The organism is Mesorhizobium sp. B1-1-1 (assembly GCF_006442955.1).
GTDB lineage: Bacteria > Pseudomonadota > Alphaproteobacteria > Rhizobiales > Rhizobiaceae > Mesorhizobium.
Window position 1 is genome coordinate 116,043 of the sequence record NZ_VFWW01000014.1, and the last position, 16,249, is coordinate 132,291.

At 62.2% G+C, this 16,249-nt stretch carries 16 protein-coding genes and 1 tRNA gene; 7 read left to right on the plus strand and 10 right to left on the minus strand.

What is annotated here, in order from left to right; translation table 11 throughout:
• Positions 1–9: 9 nt before the first annotated feature.
• The 3 genes from FJ986_RS26470 to FJ986_RS26480 are packed head-to-tail and all read right to left on the minus strand — an operon-like array spanning position 10 to position 2,713.
• On the minus strand, positions 10–903 hold the full coding sequence (locus FJ986_RS26470) for an HlyC/CorC family transporter (RefSeq protein WP_140558088.1): 894 nt from the start codon (positions 901–903) through the stop codon (positions 10–12).
• Complete coding sequence (gene aroB, locus FJ986_RS26475; protein WP_246681839.1) at positions 900–2,105, minus strand: 3-dehydroquinate synthase; 1,206 nt, start codon at positions 2,103–2,105, stop codon at positions 900–902. Before aroB ends, FJ986_RS26470 begins: the two co-directional genes overlap by 4 nt.
• Positions 2,102–2,713 (minus strand): shikimate kinase, encoded by a 612-nt coding sequence (locus FJ986_RS26480; protein WP_140676381.1) that lies wholly within the window; start codon positions 2,711–2,713, stop codon positions 2,102–2,104. The genes aroB and FJ986_RS26480 overlap by 4 nt, the downstream gene beginning before the upstream one ends.
• 207 nt (positions 2,714–2,920) lie before the next feature.
• Here FJ986_RS26480 and FJ986_RS26485 point away from each other — a divergent pair, with 207 nt between their 5' ends.
• The 5 genes from FJ986_RS26485 to FJ986_RS26505 all read left to right on the plus strand — a co-directional run bounded on the left by FJ986_RS26485 (position 2,921) and on the right by FJ986_RS26505 (position 6,876).
• On the plus strand, positions 2,921–3,073 hold the full coding sequence (locus tag FJ986_RS26485; RefSeq protein WP_140513945.1) for a histidine kinase: 153 nt from the start codon (positions 2,921–2,923) through the stop codon (positions 3,071–3,073).
• A 22-nt stretch (positions 3,074–3,095) separates the two neighbouring features.
• Entirely contained in the window at positions 3,096–4,013 is a 918-nt protein-coding gene (locus FJ986_RS26490) for a site-specific tyrosine recombinase XerD (RefSeq protein ID WP_140676384.1), read from the plus strand.
• A 98-nt stretch (positions 4,014–4,111) separates the two neighbouring features.
• Complete coding sequence (locus FJ986_RS26495; protein WP_140500751.1) at positions 4,112–5,062, plus strand: acetyl-CoA carboxylase carboxyltransferase subunit alpha; 951 nt, start codon at positions 4,112–4,114, stop codon at positions 5,060–5,062.
• Positions 5,063–5,314: 252 nt separating this feature from the next.
• The gene (locus FJ986_RS26500; RefSeq protein ID WP_140513913.1) at positions 5,315–6,634 is read left to right on the plus strand and encodes a murein L,D-transpeptidase family protein; all 1,320 of its coding nucleotides are present in this window, start codon (positions 5,315–5,317) and stop codon (positions 6,632–6,634) included.
• An 11-nt stretch (positions 6,635–6,645) separates the two neighbouring features.
• Positions 6,646–6,876: a sulfurtransferase TusA family protein gene (locus FJ986_RS26505; RefSeq protein ID WP_181168327.1), complete on the plus strand. Its 231-nt coding sequence runs from the start codon at positions 6,646–6,648 to the stop codon at positions 6,874–6,876.
• 12 nt (positions 6,877–6,888) lie between these two features.
• Here the strand turns inward: FJ986_RS26505 and FJ986_RS26510 are convergent, their stop codons facing one another.
• Together FJ986_RS26510 and FJ986_RS26515 are read right to left on the minus strand one after the other, a co-directional pair.
• Positions 6,889–8,013: a GTP-binding protein gene (locus FJ986_RS26510; RefSeq protein WP_140676387.1), complete on the minus strand. Its 1,125-nt coding sequence runs from the start codon at positions 8,011–8,013 to the stop codon at positions 6,889–6,891.
• A gap of 3 nt (positions 8,014–8,016) precedes the next feature.
• Complete coding sequence (locus FJ986_RS26515; RefSeq protein WP_140625657.1) at positions 8,017–9,177, minus strand: D-alanyl-D-alanine carboxypeptidase family protein; 1,161 nt, start codon at positions 9,175–9,177, stop codon at positions 8,017–8,019.
• Between the two features lie 201 nt (positions 9,178–9,378).
• Between FJ986_RS26515 and FJ986_RS26520 the strand changes: the two genes are divergently transcribed.
• Together FJ986_RS26520 and FJ986_RS26525 are read left to right on the plus strand one after the other, a co-directional pair.
• Complete coding sequence (locus tag FJ986_RS26520) at positions 9,379–10,542, plus strand: M20 aminoacylase family protein (protein ID WP_140513917.1); 1,164 nt, start codon at positions 9,379–9,381, stop codon at positions 10,540–10,542.
• 85 nt (positions 10,543–10,627) lie between these two features.
• Positions 10,628–10,704, plus strand: a tRNA-Arg gene (locus FJ986_RS26525).
• Positions 10,705–10,978: 274 nt separating this feature from the next.
• On the opposite strand, the gene FJ986_RS26530 is transcribed toward FJ986_RS26525, so the two are convergent.
• The 5 genes from FJ986_RS26530 to FJ986_RS30640 form a co-directional block, all read right to left on the minus strand.
• On the minus strand, positions 10,979–11,518 hold the full coding sequence (locus FJ986_RS26530) for a hypothetical protein (protein ID WP_140525777.1): 540 nt from the start codon (positions 11,516–11,518) through the stop codon (positions 10,979–10,981).
• A gap of 513 nt (positions 11,519–12,031) precedes the next feature.
• Positions 12,032–12,262, minus strand: a complete 231-nt coding sequence (locus tag FJ986_RS26535) for a hypothetical protein (protein ID WP_140676390.1) — start codon at positions 12,260–12,262, stop codon at positions 12,032–12,034.
• Positions 12,263–12,497: 235 nt separating this feature from the next.
• Entirely contained in the window at positions 12,498–14,180 is a 1,683-nt protein-coding gene (locus FJ986_RS26540; RefSeq protein WP_246681840.1) for a hypothetical protein, read from the minus strand.
• A gap of 468 nt (positions 14,181–14,648) precedes the next feature.
• Complete coding sequence (locus FJ986_RS26545) at positions 14,649–15,788, minus strand: helix-turn-helix transcriptional regulator (protein ID WP_140513919.1); 1,140 nt, start codon at positions 15,786–15,788, stop codon at positions 14,649–14,651.
• A 204-nt stretch (positions 15,789–15,992) separates the two neighbouring features.
• On the minus strand, positions 15,993–16,249 hold a 257-nt coding region (locus FJ986_RS30640; protein WP_210241343.1), incomplete at its 5' end, for a hypothetical protein.

Here is a 16,249-nt window from a genome sequence, read left to right on the forward strand (position 1 = left end):
ATGGACCGTTCAGCTGTCGCCTGCCGGCCTGATCCTGAGCCTGGCGACGCGGTTCTTGTCGCGTTTCATGACGATGAAACGCTTGCCGTGGAAGGTGAAGGCCTGCTTCTCCTCGGGGATCGACTGCGTCTCATGGATGACTAGGCCGGCGATGGTGGTTGCCTCCTCGTCCGGCAGGTCCCAGTCGAGCGCCCGGTTCAGGTCGCGGATCGGCACGGTTCCGTCGACGACGACGGAACCGTCCGCCTCCTGCTTGACGCCCTGTATGTCGACATCGTGCTCGTCGGCGATCTCGCCGACAATCTCCTCGATGATGTCCTCCAGCGTCACCAGCCCTTCGACCTCGCCATACTCGTCGACGACGACGGCGAAATGCGCCTTGCGGCGCAGGAAGGCGTTGAGCTGTTCCTGCAATGTCGTCGTATCGGGCACGAACCAGGGCTTTGACGCGATCTTCATCACATCGATCCTGGAGAAGTCGTTGCCGACATCGTTGAGGGCGCGCAGCAGGTCCTTGGCGTGCAGCACGCCGACAATGTTGTCGAGCGACCCCTTCCACAAAGGCATGCGGGTGTGCGGGCTCTGCAGGATCTCGCGCACCACGGCTTCCGGTGCATTGTCGGCGTTGACCGAGCGCATATTGGTGCGGTGGACCATGACGTCGGAGACTTCGAGCTCCTCGAGGTCGAACAACCCGCCGATGCGATCGCGCTCCTCGCGCACCACCTGGCCGTCACGGCGGAAATCGTCGACGGCGCCGCGCAGCTCGTCCCCGCTCGAACGCTGCGGCTCGATGCGCGACAGTTCATAGCCGAAAGCGGCAAGCAGGCGCGTGCGCATGGCGACGGCCAACACGATGAGGACGGCAAGGACAGCGATGACGATCCAGCCGGCCCCATTCATTTCGGACGGCTCTCTTGCCTGTCAAGACGGCTCTTTTGCTTGTCCGGACGGCTGCCTTGCCGGCCCGGATCGCCTTCCGTCGCGCTCGGGTGGTTCTCCCTGAGGAACGAGAGCACTTCCGAGGCCGGCACGTCCTTCGCGATGAAAGCCTCTCCGATGCCGCGCGTCAGGATGAAGGTCAGCGCGCCGTGCGACACTTTCTTGTCCTGGGTGATGAAGCCAAGCAGTGCATCGGCGTCGGGCAGTTCGCCGGGAATGTCAGCCATCCGCCACGGCAGTCCCACCGTGTTGAGATGCGCCTCGACTCGCGCCGCATCGTCTGGACTGGCCAGGTTGAGTCGTGACGAGAAGCGATGCGCCAGCGCCATGCCGATGGCGACCCCCTCGCCATGGACGAGGCGGGCGCCGTCATATCGGGTGGCGGCCTCCAGCGCATGGCCGAAAGTGTGGCCGAGATTGAGGAGCGCGCGGTCGCCGGTCTCGAACTCGTCGCGGGCAACGACATCCGCCTTGGCGCGGCAGGCCTCGGCGATGGCCTCCACCCTCTCCGGTCCGCCGGCGAACACGCTGGCCCAGTTTTTCTCCAGCCAGGCGAAGAATTCGGGCCGGTCGATCAGCCCGTATTTGGCGAGTTCGGCGTAGCCGGCGCGAAATTCGCGGATCGGCAGCGTATCGAGCACTCCGGTATCGGCCAGCACCAGCTTCGGCTGATGGAAGACGCCGACCAGGTTCTTGCCGCGCGCGCTGTTGATGCCGGTCTTGCCCCCGACCGAGGAATCGACCTGCGCCAGGAGCGAGGTCGGGATCTGCACGAAGTTCATGCCGCGGCGCACGATGCCGGCGGCAAAGCCGGCCAGGTCGCCGATGACGCCGCCGCCGAGGGCGATGACGACGTCGCCGCGTTCCAGCTTCGCGGCCAGGACGCCGTCCACCACCTCTTCGAGATGCGCGAAACTCTTGGTTTTCTCGCCGGGCGGCAGCGTGATCACGGCGGGCTCGATGCCGCTCTCGAGCAGACCGGCCTTCAGCGTATGGAGATGCGCCGCCGCGACGTTTTCGTCGGTCACGACCGCGGCGCGTCGGCCCGGCAGGCGGCGCGACATCTCGGCGCCGGCGTGCGACAAAAGCCCCGGCCCGATCAGGATGTCGTAAGCCCGCTCGCCAAGTCCGACCTCGACGGCAACGGCTGCATTGGCGTTCACGGTTCGACCTCGCCCGCGGGAGTGGTCTGGGCGATATCGAAATGCCGGCACAGCGCCCCCACCACCTCGGCCGCGATGACTTCCTTGCGGTCGTCGCGGGTCGGCACGGTGACGTCCGATGTCGCATAGACCGGATAGCGTTCACTCATCAGCCGCTCGAGCACGCCACGCGGATCGGGGCTCTTCAGCAGCGGCCGGTTCTGTTTCTTGGAGACCCGGTCCATCAAAAGGTCGAGTTCGGCCTTCAGCCATACCGACACGCCATGTGCCGCTATCGCCTCGCGCGTCTGTGCGTTCATGAAGGCGCCGCCGCCGGTCGACAGCACCTGCGGGCCGTTTTCCAGCACGCGCAGGATGACGCGCTGCTCCAGCGCCCGGAACTCCGTTTCGCCATAGCGTTCGAACAGTTCCGGAACGGTCATGCGCGAGACGCTTTCGATCTCCTGGTCGCTGTCGATGAAAGGCAGCGCCAGCACGCTGGCGACCTTGCGGCCGATCGCGGTCTTGCCGGCGCCCATCAGGCCGACAAAGACGATGGAGCGGCCGCCGAGCCTGCCCAGCAGCGCGGCATGGCTCCCGCCCGGAGGATTTGCTGGTAGCGCGTTCATCAGCCTCGAAGCCCTCTTTGCCGGCGTATCGACATGAAAAGCCCGGTTGCGTCAAGCGCACTGAGGCAGGCTGGCCTCCCGCGAGCGAGGAACCGGCTGCATTGGAAGTTGCCGGCGCGCTTCAGCTTCTCGCTTGAATTGGCCGGATTGGCGTCCCATAAGGGCACAGGGTTTGGAAACGCAGAACAAGAAGACGGGCGAAGATTGATGCCGACACTGTTTCGCCTCGTCGTGATAACAGCGATTCTGGCGGGCATCGCCTATGGTACGATGTTCGCGTTGGTGATGTTCGTCGAGCCGAAAAAGGCGGAAATGAGCGTGCGCATCCCTGCGGAAAAGCTAAACCCAAAGAAAAACTGAGCCCGAAGAAAAACTTCAGGAAATGAACAGCGCCGCCCGCATCGAAGCCTTTCTGGAGATGATGAGCGCCGAGCGGGGTGCCGCCGAAAACACGCTTTCCTCCTATCGCCGCGACCTCGATGACGCTTCGCAGGAAATCCCTGGCGGTCTTGCCGGCGCCGGCGCCGCGGACATCCGCGCCTATCTCGACGACATCGCCGCACGCGGCTTCGCACCGACATCGCAGGCACGCAAATTGTCGGCGATCCGCCAGTTCTTCAAATTCCTCTACGCCGAGGGCCTGCGCCGCGACGACCCGACCGGCACGCTGGACAGCCCGAAAAAAGGCCGCCCGCTGCCGAAGACCATGAGCGAGGCCGACACCGGCCGGCTGATCGACCGCGCCGCGCAGGAGGCCGGCGATGCCGGGCTCGGCGACAGCGACAGGCTGGCGGCGCTGCGTCTGCACGCGCTGGTCGAAGTGCTTTATGCGACAGGCCTGCGCGTTTCGGAACTGGTCGGCTTGCCGGTGACGGTGGCGCAGCGCGACGATCGCTTCTTCATGGTGCGCGGCAAGGGCGACAAGGAGCGCATGGTGCCGCTGTCGGCCAAGGCGCGCGCGGCGATGCGAGCCTGGCTCGCCGCCCGGGCCAAGGTGCCCGCTTTCGCCGACAGCCCGTTCCTGTTTCCTGCCGCGTCGGACAGCGGCTACCTCTCGCGCCAGGTCTTCGCTCGCGACCTCAAGGGGCTGGCGGCCCGCGCCGGCATTGCCTCGGCCAAGATCTCGCCGCACGTGCTTCGCCATGCTTTCGCCAGCCATCTCTTGCAGAACGGGGCCGATCTCAGGGCCGTGCAGCAACTGCTCGGCCATGCCGACATATCGACGACACAGATCTATACCCATGTGCTGGAGGAGCGATTGGTGCGGCTGGTCAACGATCATCACCCGCTTGCCGACTAGACCTCATATCGCTATGTGAGGGCGACGTTCCATCGCCCGGAGCCCCGGATTTCAGGGTCCCGCCAGTCTTTGCTTCCGACGTATCGGTCCGCTCAAGCATGTACAACTACCTCGATTTCGAAAAGCCGGTGCAGGATCTGGAACTCAAGATCCTGGAACTGAAGAAGCTTGCCGAGAACGGCGAGGCGGTCGATGTCGCCGACGAGATCAGCAGGCTCGAGAAGCGGTCGCGCGATGCCCTGCGCGATCTCTACAAGGCACTGACGCCATGGCAGAAGGTGCAGGTGGCGCGCCACTCCGACAGGCCGCACTGCGTCGACTACATCAAGGGCCTGTTCAGCGATTTCACGCCGCTCGCCGGCGACCGCAATTTCGGCGAGGACCAGGCGATCGTCGGCGGCTTTGCCCGGTTCCGCGGCGAACCGGTAGCGATCCTCGGCCAGGAGAAGGGCTCCGACACGGCGAGCCGGCTGAAGCACAATTTCGGCTCGGTGCGCCCCGAAGGCTATCGCAAGGCCGTGCGGCTGATGGAGCTTGCCGACCGCTTCAAGATCCCGCTGCTGACATTGGTCGACACGGCCGGCGCCTATCCCGGCGTCGGCGCCGAGGAGCGCGGCCAGGCCGAAGCCATTGCCCGTTCGACTTCGGCCTGCCTTGCGCTCAAGGTGCCGTCGATTTCGGTTGTCATCGGTGAAGGCGGTTCAGGCGGCGCCATTGCCATCGCCACCGCCAACCGCGTCTACATGCTGGAACATGCCATCTATTCGGTGATCTCGCCCGAGGGCGCGGCCTCCATCCTGTGGCGCGACACGACGCGCTCCAAGGACGCGGCGACCAACATGAAGATCACCGCCCAGGACCTTCTGGAACTGAAGATCATCGACGCCATCATTCCCGAACCGATCGGCGGCGCCCAGCGCGCACCCGAAACGGTGATTGCCGCGACGGGCGACCTCATCGCCAGGACGATGAAGGATTTTGCCGGCGCCAACATGGATTTTCGCGAGCAGCGCCGCGAGAAGTATCTGGCAATGGGCCGCAGCCTCTGACCACGATTTGGCGGCTCAACCGGGCCGCCGCAAGCCGCCTCCACGGCAACGCTCCACGGCAATGTGGCGGCGATGAGCAATTTCGCCACAAAAATGCCGCCGGATTCGGTTCAATGGAATTGCCGTGAGGGGTGGCCGAGGCTTGCGGTAAGGAATTTTCAAGGTTAACGGGCTTACGGTCCGTCTGTGTTCAGCATGCGGGCTCGGCCGTTTCGAAGCCATTGGCCCGAAAGAGAAGACGTAGCCTTATCCATGTTTGCCAAGCTTGCCCGCACCGGAATTCTCATCACCGCGATAGCCGTCGCCGGCTGCAATGATTCGTCGATGAAGGATTTTGCCCCGGAGGCCAACAAGCCCCTGCCCGACAAGATCCTGGCCGACATGAGGGCCAAGGGCATGGTGCGCACCTCCTCGGTGATGGCGCGCATCTTCAAGGAAGAGGGCAAGCTCGAAATCTGGAAGGCCAAGACCAACGGCCGCTACGACATGGTCGCCAGCTACGATATCTGCAAATGGTCGGGCAAGCTGGGGCCGAAATACACCGAGGGCGACCGCCAGGCGCCGGAAGGTTTTTATACCGTGCGTCCGGCGCAGATGAACCCGCGCTCGAACTATCATCTGTCCTTCAACATCGGCTATCCCAACGCCTATGACCGCGCCAACGGCCGCACCGGCTCCAACCTGATGGTGCACGGCGCCTGCTCGTCTTCGGGCTGCTATTCGATGACCGATGCCCAGATCGAGCAGATCTATGCGTTCGGCCGCGATGCCTTCCAGGGCGGCCAGACCGAGTTCCAGATCCAGGCCTTCCCGTTCCGCATGACCGCCGCCAACATGGCGCGCTACCGCAACGACCCGAATTACGAATTCTGGAAGATGCTGAAGGTCGGCTACGACAATTTCGAGATCACCAAGGTACCGCCGAAAGTCGACGTTTGCGAGAAGCGCTACGTCTTCAACCAGGTGGCTCCCGAAGGCACCACATTCAATCCGACCGGCCCCTGCCCTGCGTCCACGCAGCCGGATTCGCTGAAAAGCGCCTACAGTGCTTATCAGAGCACGTATGAGGCTGCGTTCAACGGCGCCCTCAAGGCAAGCACGCCGGCGCCCAAGCCCACCATCGCCGGCATCAAGGAAGCCAGCATCGTCTCCGACTGGTCCAAGCGCCGTGCGCGCGGCGAGCGCGTGCCGATCGACCCGCCATCGCTCAACTCGGACGGCTCGGTCACCGAGACGGCGCGCATGGGCCGCATCGATTCGCCCGCCGGCCGCAAGATGGCCGCGCTCGATGCCGAAAAGGCCGCGAAGCAAAAAGCCGAGGAGCAGCGGCTGGCCGCGATAGAAACTGCCAAGCAGGCCAAGGCGCAAGCGCTGGCCGAAAAGGAAGCCGCCAAGGCGCAGGCGCTGGCCGAAAAGGAAGCGGCCAAGACCGCCAAGGAAGCCCCTGTCGCCACCGCGACGATCGAAGCGCCGGCCGAGCCCGCACCGCCGGCCGAAACGCAGGCCGCGAGTGCCGACGAGAGCCGCGTGACGAGGCTGAAGAACAAGCTGCTCGGCATGTTCGGCGGCTGACATTTTTCGCCGTGACCGACGTCACCGTCTACGATCTGAAGGGGCTGAACTGCCCTTTGCCGGTGCTGAAGGCGAAGAAGCGGCTGGCCGGGATGCGCCCCGGCAGCCGGCTCTGGCTGGAAACGACCGATCCGCTCGCCGTTATCGACATTCCGGCGTTCTGCGCCGACTCTGGTCATCATCTCGTAGAGACATCCGCCATATCAGGCGGTCACCGCTTCCTGGTCGAGCGCGGCGAATAGCTGTCGTAAAGGTCAGCGTCCCGCGATCGCCAGGGGATTGTTCTCCAGCGCCGCGCGGTCGGGCGTGTCGATCGAGGGCCGGTTGGTGAAGGCGGCAAACAGTCGCCTTACATAGTCTTCGGGCATGTCGAGCGTGATCAGCACCAGCCGGGTGCCGCGCTGGCCGTCCGGCCAGGACGGCAATCGAGCCGGCGGATGCAGGATTTTCTGCACGCCATGCACCACCAGCGGCCGCGACGGATCTTCCTCGAGTTCGATGACGCCCTTCATGCGCAGCAGGCGCTCGCCATGCGTGGAGCGCAAAAGATCGAGGAACATCTCGATGGCCGAGAACGGCACCGGGCCGTCATGCACCAGGGAGTGGGTGCGAATGCGCTGATCATGCCGGTGCCCGTGGTCGTGGCCGTGCCCGTGGTCATGCCCGTGGTCATGCCCGTCATGATCATGATGATCATGGTTATGCATCGCTTCTTCGCCGAGCCAGCGCCGCACATCGGCTGATTTGGTCGCCGGGTTATAGAGGCCGCAGTCGAACAGCGCCGCGACGCTCGTTTTCGCATCGTCGACAGCCAGCAGTTCGGCGCCCGGATTGATCTGCCGCAGCCGCGTCCGCAGCGCTTCCGGTCCATCCGGACCAGCGACCAGGTCGGTTTTGGAGAGCACGATGCGGTCGGCGACGGCGACCTGCTTGACCGCCTCGACATGGGCGTCGAGCGTGGCATCGCCGTTGACCGCGTCGACCAAGGTGATGACGCCGTCGAGCCGGAAAGCCTGGACCAGTGCCGGATGCGCCATGATCGATTGCAGCACCGGTGCCGGATCGGCAAGGCCGGTGGTCTCGACAATGACGCGGGCAAGGCGGGCGATGCGGCCGGTCTGCAGCCGGTCGACCAGATCGGCCAGCGTGTCGACCAGTTCGCCGCGTACCGTGCAGCAAAGGCAGCCGTCCGAAAGCTGGATGATGCCGTCGGACGCCTGTTCCACCAGCAGGTGATCGATCGCCACTTCGCCATATTCGTTGATGATGACGGCCGTGTCGGCCAGCGCCGGGTCCTTCAGGAGCCGGTTGAGCAGCGTCGTCTTGCCGGCGCCGAGAAAACCGGTCAGCACGGAAACAGGGATGGGAAAACCACTCATTGCCTAGTTCGCAACCTTGACGGGTTGGTCGCCCTGCGCAGCCGAGCCCGCCACCGTCGGGCCGGCGCCGGGCGCCGGTCTGTCCGGCCGCCAGGTCGGAATAGGCACGTCGGCATATTCCTGGCTGCCCTGGGCGAGCATGGCCAGCGGGGTCGGGCCGGTCGCGCCGCCAAGCCCGACGGCAACCAGCGTCGGCACATGGTCGAGCTTTTCCTGGTAGGGCGATTTCGGCACGTTCTTGGCGACGGCGGGCGGCGCCTCGGACTGCTCCGCCGGCGCCTTCTTCTTGCAGACCTCGTCCCGCACGTCGTTGGGCGAGATGGTATCACCGTATGGCGCCAGCGTGGCGATCGTGGCTGAGCCGGCGGCAGGCGTATCGAAACCCTGGTCGAGCAGTTTGGCCGCGGCCTCGGCACGGGTGATCGCCGACTTCTCGCCGAGCACCACCGCCACCAGCGTGCGGCCGTTGCGGGTCGCCGAACCGATCATGTTGAAGCCGGAGGGGCAGACGAAGCCCGTCTTCATGCCGTCGGCCCCGGGATAGCGGCCGATCAACAGGTTGTAGTTGGGGATCGCCCTCTTGCCGACCGCAAGCCCCTCGATCGAGAACCACGGCGCATATTGCGGAAACTCGCGGCGGATCGCCGTCACCAGCACGGCCAGGTCGCGCGCTGTGGTGTACTGGTCCGGCGAATAAAGCCCGTTCGGATTGACGAAATGCGTTCCGTTCATGCCGAGCCGGACCGCTTCGGCGTTCATGCGCTCGGCAAAGGCTGCCTGCGATCCCCCGACATTCTCGCCGACGGCCATGGCGATGTCGTTTGCCGACTTGACCAGCATCATCTTCAGCGCATTGTCGAGCCGCATCACCGAGCCTGGCTTGAAGCCCATCTTGCTCGGCGGCTCGGCGGCGGAATGTTTCGTTACCTTGATCGGCGAATCGAGCCGGACCTCGCCGGCCGCTATCGCCCGGAAGGTCACATAGGCCGTCATCAGCTTGCTCAGCGATGCCGGGTACCAGCGCTTGAACGCGTCCTGATGCTGGAGGATCTTGCCGCTGTTCAGGTCGAACAGCACGACCGGATTGGCCAGCGCCGGCCCGGCCAGCGCCGAGAACGCCACGGCGCCCGCGCAGAATAGTTTGAGGAAATGCCTGTGCCGCATGATCGAATCCGAAATCGCCTCTTGCCGTAGTCGCCCCTGGCTCCGTAAGATTTACGCGATCGCCAGCAAAATGAGTCCGCCCTCAAAAACGGACCGCATTGTTGCGGTGCTATTTACTCTATGTGACGTCAACATGGCAAAGTGCCTGACGATCACAATTGCAAGGCAGCGGACCTGCCCCAACAGCGAGATGGAACCATCATGCCAATCCTGAACCGTGCCGCCGAAATGCAGGACGAGGTTGCCGGCTGGCGACGACATCTGCACCAGACCCCGGAACTGAATTTCGACGTCTTCAAGACAGCCGCCTTCGTCACCGAGAAGCTGAAGGCCTTCGGCTGCGACGATGTGGTGACGGGGCTGGGCAAGACCGGCGTCGTGGGCATCATTCGCGGCCGCCAGGGCGAAGGCGCCACCATCGGCCTGCGCGCCGACATGGACGCGCTGCCGCTTAACGAGATCACCGGCAAGCCCTATGCCTCGACCGTTCCCGGCAAGATGCATGCCTGCGGCCATGACGGCCATACGGCGATGCTTTTGGGTGCGGCGAAATATCTCGCCGAGACGCGCAATTTCGCCGGTTCGGTGGCGGTCATCTTCCAGCCGGCCGAAGAAGGCGGCGGTGGCGGCAACGAGATGGTCAAGGACGGCATGATGGAGCGTTTCGACATCGCGAAAGTGTTCGGCATGCACAACATGCCGGGCCTGCCGGTCGGCCAGTTCGCCATCCGGCCGGGCCCGATCATGGCGGCGACCGCGGAATTCACCATCACCGTGAAGGGCCGCGGCGGCCATGCGGCGATGCCGCACGGCACGATCGACCCGATCGTCATCACCAGCCAGTTGGTCGGCGCCCTGCAGACGATCGCCTCGCGCAGCACCGACCCGGTTGAAGCGGTGGTGGTGTCGGTGACCAAATTCCATGCCGGCGACGCCTACAACATCATCCCGGAATCGGCGGAGATCGCAGGCACGGTGCGCACCTTGCGCAAGGAAATCGCCAAGAAGTCGGAAGAGCGCATTCGTGCCATCTGCGACGGATTGGCCACGGCCTTCGGCGCGAAGATCGAGGTCGATTACCAGGCGAACTACCCCGTAACCTTCAACCATGCGGAAGAGACGGTTTTTGCCAGCGACGTCGCGGCAAACGTCGCCGGCGACGCTCATGTCCACCGCGGCATCCAGCCGGTGATGGGCGGCGAGGACTTCTCCTACATGCTGGAAGCCAGGCCCGGCGCCTTCATTTTCATTGGCAATGGCGACACCGCCGGCCTTCACAACCCGGCCTATGACTTCAACGACGAGGCCATCCCGCACGGCATGAGCTACTGGGTGAAGCTGGCCGAAACCGCGCTCGCCGCCTGAGGCCTGGCGGCGGCGGGGGCGGGCCGATTGTGTTCGGCCCGCCCCTTGGCGAAACGATCGGAAGCGGCTATGTGTCGGGCCGCGTGGTCCCGTAGCTCAGTAGGATAGAGCGGCAGATTCCTAATCTGTAGGTCACAGGTTCGATTCCTGTCGGGATCACCATAAATTCACTAGGAAATACAAGTACCTGTTCGTCAATGAATACATAGTCGACTTGAACGTTACACAAGTGCCAAGCGGGCAGGCTACAGTGAATTGACGGCTCAGTGCAGGATCGTGCCTGGTCCCACCGCCATTTGTGTCATGCAATTGTTCATCGATCGTCACCCGAGATGCCATTGTCCTCCTCCAAGGACTTAGTGAGTGCCATACTACCCATGTCTTGCCCCGCTTTTCAGCTAGTCACACCACCGAAAGTGAGGCGCATTGCATCTGGTCATTTTGTGTTTGACGTTGTCCTCGATTGACGCCCAAACCAAAAGCCAATGACCGTTGTGAGAGCGACACCCAACACTTCTGGGGTCTTTTCTTTGAAAACCCCCCAGAACGCCAAGAACGCTGCCACCAAAACAAGGGTCAGAAGCGCGAGAACTGTATCCGGGGAAACCAGTCGAGACAGAAAATCCGCCCGCTCTGAGCCGAGACGCAAGGCTTGAGTGTAGTCGTTGTAGACTATTCCCTTTCCATTTTTTACAAGCACTTGATAATCATGAGCCACTCGTCCAACTTCGTTCTCCGGTTGCCGAAAAGTCTCAACTAGCACGAGCGTCCCGCCACCGAAATTACTAAGCGTGTCGTAGACATTGTAGTCGACGAATTCGAAGTCGAACTTTCGCAAGGCTTTGAGTGCTATGGCCTCATCTAAGCTCAGCTCGCTGATAGAAATATCGGAAAATTTTCCGCGAGTACCTGCACTTCTCTTCTGTTCCTCTGTTTGTTGAGTCGACTGGGACGGTTCTTGTCTCGCGTCTGACATGGTCATTCCTCCATTATTTTTCGACAGAAGATCACCAATGCAGAAGCCGAGCAAGTAGGGCGGCGCTGCCCAAAAAATGAAAGCATGCGCCCAGACCGCAAAAGGACATCTATGGCCCGACCAAGTGTTCTGCGGAGATAACCGACCAGATTTGCGAACGGCTCGTCGATGGCCAGAGCCATGCAAAGTCTGCCTTGATCCCGAGACGCCCCAACAACGCTATTGTGTGCCGATGGCTTGCACAGCTGTACGATGTTCTCCGCGACCGATATGCATGCGCACGCGAGGTCCAGCCGACGACTTTCAATGGAACGCTTGGGCGAAGACGCCCCTCTTTTTCCTGCCGTCCGACTTCCAATCCGACAGTCAGATCTCAGCCTGTCGCATTTAAATTTCGGGAAGCGTCAAATCGTTGCCACCCCTTATCACTTCACAATTGCAATCGCGCCTACGTTCCCTGCGATACAGCAAGGCGTTCCCGGACTACGACAATTCGATCCCAAGAACTCGCAATCAGATCCCGCGCAACGACAGCCGGTTTCCCTGATGAATCATCCCTGGCTGCGTGATTTTCCTGATGTCCGGGGCGAATTTTCCTGATCCACCGCGCAGGGAATGTTCCGCTAAGTAGCTGACATCGCTATGCAATATTGATTTTCCGCCCCATGCAAAGCGCTCGTTTCTCGCGAACTCCCAGTTTTTGCCCTTTATCAGGGAATTCTCAAACGGAGACTGGTTCGCCATGGACTGTCGGGATCACCACGTTTTGCTGCTAAGCCGGATACTGTCGGACCTGAATCGGACTGAAACCAGAGCCGATCACTGGGGTCGCATCGGTCATCTGTACGGAACCTGCATGCGGATTTCTACCGTTCGAATAACGTCAGAAAAGCGCTTGCAGACGTTCCGACAAATCGGAAATTGGTTGATTGGTTGGAGCCCGGTCGACGGACCGCAGCGGTCCCGTCCGGGATGAGGTTCAGAGCCGTTCCAGCGTCAGCATGCCCGGATCGCCCTTCCAGGCTTTGGAAAGTTCGTCCGCGGCTTTCGTTGCGGCGGCAGTATCGCCTTGGGCTTCCGCCGCCTGCTGCAGCCCGAACAGTGCCCAGGCGCTGCTGCGTGCGCGGTGGAGCGCCGCCACAAACTCCTTCGCCGCGTCCGCCGGCTGACCGTTCTTGAGGAGGGCGGCACCGAGGGACTGCCGCACGGGATAATACCAGTACGGAGGCTCCATGTAGGGGATCGTGTCCTCCGTTTCGACCGCTTTCTTCCAGAAGGCTATCGAGCCGCCGACGTCATTCTCGGCCTGCGCAGCGCGGGCACGTACGACATCTTCGGCCACTTGCAGGACCGACAATGCCGGGATTCCCCAGGCATCGTGCACCGACCAGTCGGTTTCCTGAGCGATCTTGTGGATGGCGTCCGCCTCGACTCGCGCGCCCGAGGCGTCCTTCTTCTCGGCCAGGGCGACGCCGCGCGCATAGTGCCACATCGATGTGATGTAAGGCGGCGCGCCGGCCGGCTCGGCCTTAGCCAGGATCGCATCGGGTTCGGCATATTGCGCCCAGGCGAAATACGGAGCTGCCTTCACCGGCTGCACGATCGGTATTGCCGTGGCCACCTCGTTAGTCAGAAACTTGTCCAGCTTCTCAGCCTCTGCAAGCACCGTCTTCGAGTCACCGAGGAGCTGGGCCGAAACCAATACGAAGTGCACGTTGTGGGAATAGTAGCCGAGCGGATAGACACCGGTAGCGCCGGTTTCGGCGAGATAGGTCTCGTCCACTTTCGAGGCAGCTTCGTTGGACTTCAGCGAATCCGTGTAGCGGCCGACGCGATAGTAGATGTGGCTCGGCATATGGACGATGTGTCCGGCCCCCGGCATCAGCGCTGCTAGCCGGTCCGCGTAGGGCTCGGCGCGCTCCGGACGATCCGAGGCCTCAACAAGATGAATGTAGAGGTGAATCGCCATCGGATTGTCGGGCTTCCTGGCGAGAACGCCTTCCAGCCGCCTCTGGATGTCGGCGGTGCGGCCCTTGGGTTCCTTGCCGCCCGGCTGCCAATAGTCCCAAGGCTGCGTGTCCATGCCGGCCTCTGCGGCCAGCACAGCGAGCTCGAGATCGTCAGGATATTTGTCGGAAAGCGCCGCAGTTGCATCGGCGAAGGCGGCGTTCAGGGTGTTTCGATCGGCCTTGGGATCTTCGGAATACCGCGTGGCGACCGCCTCGATCAGTCCCCGCTCCTTCTCGGTGGCACCGGATGAAAGCGCCTGCGCCTTTCGAAGAGCAGTGATCGCTGGTGCATTTGCGGTGGGATCCATCGGCACGTTGATGTTCGGGCCCAGGACCAGTGCCTCGCCGAGGAAGCACATCGCACAGTCGGGATCGAGGCTTTGTGCCTTGCGGAAGGCGCGTCGCGCCTCCGCGTGATTGAAGTTGGTGGCGAACCGCAGCCCCTGGTCAAAGTATTTTTGGGCATCGGCGCTCTTTGTGCTGATCGGATAGCTCAGGGAGCCCAGGTCATCCCACAATGGCGGCTGGGCCTCCTCGTAGGCCTTCAAGTCTTGCGGGGCCAGTGATTGGCCGGCAGCGGCCAGAGCGACGCAGTGTGTGATGTCGAGTTCCCCCGGCAACGATACTCTTGGCGCCGCAAGCTGCGACTGCAACGGACTGTCCGCGGCGTAAGCAATGGCAGCACCTGTGCCGAAACTCATTAAGGCAATAGCTGTCCATCCTGCACTTGGCAGGCAAGCACGCAGTTTCATCTGAACCTCCTGGCGTTCGGTACGATCGGCAAGCTCCGATCAGCCCTGTCTTTCCAATTCTCGATCGGAGGGTGCGGGCGTTGATGATCCGCCTCGCGCCGCCGTTTGGCAATATATTTCATACTGCTAATGTAATAGCGGACGCGATGTTTTCTGCTCACCTCTTCGGCCCGAAGGCACTAGTCGGACACCAGAGGGGTTCAGGCACGCGCCGTTGCAAAAACCAAATATCGTCTGACCGCCCGCCCCGCTTGAGACGTATCGGATCGAGACCGGCGCCTGTTGTTGTGAAGTGCCACGGCCCCGATTCAGCGCAGAGTGCAACCCTTGGACCGTCAGGGCTTCACCCGAACGGGTGACACCGCGACTTCAATGCGTGGAGGACCCTTGGTATCGGGACAAGAGCTTCGCGAGTTCCGCCTGACTTCCGGTGCTTGTTTTCGAGAATATTGCACGGAGCTGGGTTCTGGCGGTTTCACGGCCAATTCCCAGGGCAGAGCTTGCCGCGCCGATACCTCGGCCATCGGCAAGGCGGCAGGCCAGCCGCGTTTCGGCTGCTGTTAGTTGAAAGGCGTGCCTTATCAGTTGCTTGGGTAGCGCCGGTTCGGCCACAAGATCGGTAAAATAGAGGAGCCCGTCTCCGCCGTTAAAGAGGTCATGGACGAACGAGGTCATCGGAATGGCTTCAGCAAGAAGCCATGGCGAACCCTCGCGAGCAATCAAAACGGGCTCCCCGTCGCTCAAGTCGCCGCATTGGCTGACCACGCCTGCGATCAATTTCTGCAAGCGTGAATCACTGGGCCGATCTGCCGCCCGGAGACGACCACCGTGGATAACGAGGCCAGTACCAAGCAGAGCTTCCGCGTGTTTATTGTAGCGGGTGACGCGGCCTCGGCAATTCAGCAACAGCGCTGCGCTTCCCATCCGATCCAGAATGGCCAGGTTCGGTTCGACTGCCGTTTCCCAAACCTTTTCCGCAGCACTGATGATGCGAACCATCGACGGAACGATCGCCAAGAAATCCTCGGCTTCATTCCGGTAGAATGGCCCCTTATGAGCGTCACGAAACATCGAGAGCATCCACCTTCGATCCTTCACCATGAAGTCTATTGCAGCCCACCATTCCCGGTCGCCTGGACGCGCGATTTCTTGGTAATAAGGGAGAACCTCGCGCTCATCACGAGTGGTGATCTCATCCTCGACAACGAAGCTGTCTGTCAGTTTTGCCAACCTCTTGCGCGGTCTACGTTCATGCGGATCGGGAGCACCTTCGATTCTTTCGATCCAAAGGGCGGCGAATTCGGCATGTTCGGTCGAATCGGGTCTGAGCGCGGTCGGCGATCGCTGATCGCTACGAAACGGGTGAGTTGGATCGCAGGTGCGGATAACGCAACTTGTGGCTCCTAGGGAGTGGGCCAGCATTTGAAGCGCTGCGGGCCACTGCCTAAACTCGAACGCGGCGTCGTAGCAAGCCTCGATCGCAGCGGCAATGTTCCGATTGTCGGACATAGGATTTGCGTCGCGATCCCGGTTTCTCGCCCTTTTTCTCCTCATGGCCCGTCGACGGCCCTCCAGCTACAGGCCCCGCAACCGGCTCCGGCCAGGGATGTTTATTTCCCGCGGCCATGCTCGACAGACGGTCAGCTGAGGACCTATCGTCAGACTGACGCATCGAATGAGAGATAGCTACATTAGCATAATAGCCACGCGACTTCACCGATGCTTCTCGACGAAATCTCTGCACGCAGGTGAAAGCCGTTCGATCTGGCTTTCAAGGTCGCATTTACCCATCGGTTTCGTCGGGCAAAACCGTGCGTAGTCGCGGCGACATCCCTTGCCTTCGAAAATTTTGAAAGATCTTACCTGCGTAGGGTTTGTTGCGTTGACTGAACTGGGTATCAGCCCGGTTTCGATCTCCATCGCACCGTCACGACTTGACCCCTTGCTTCCACCCTTGCCCCCACCCTTGC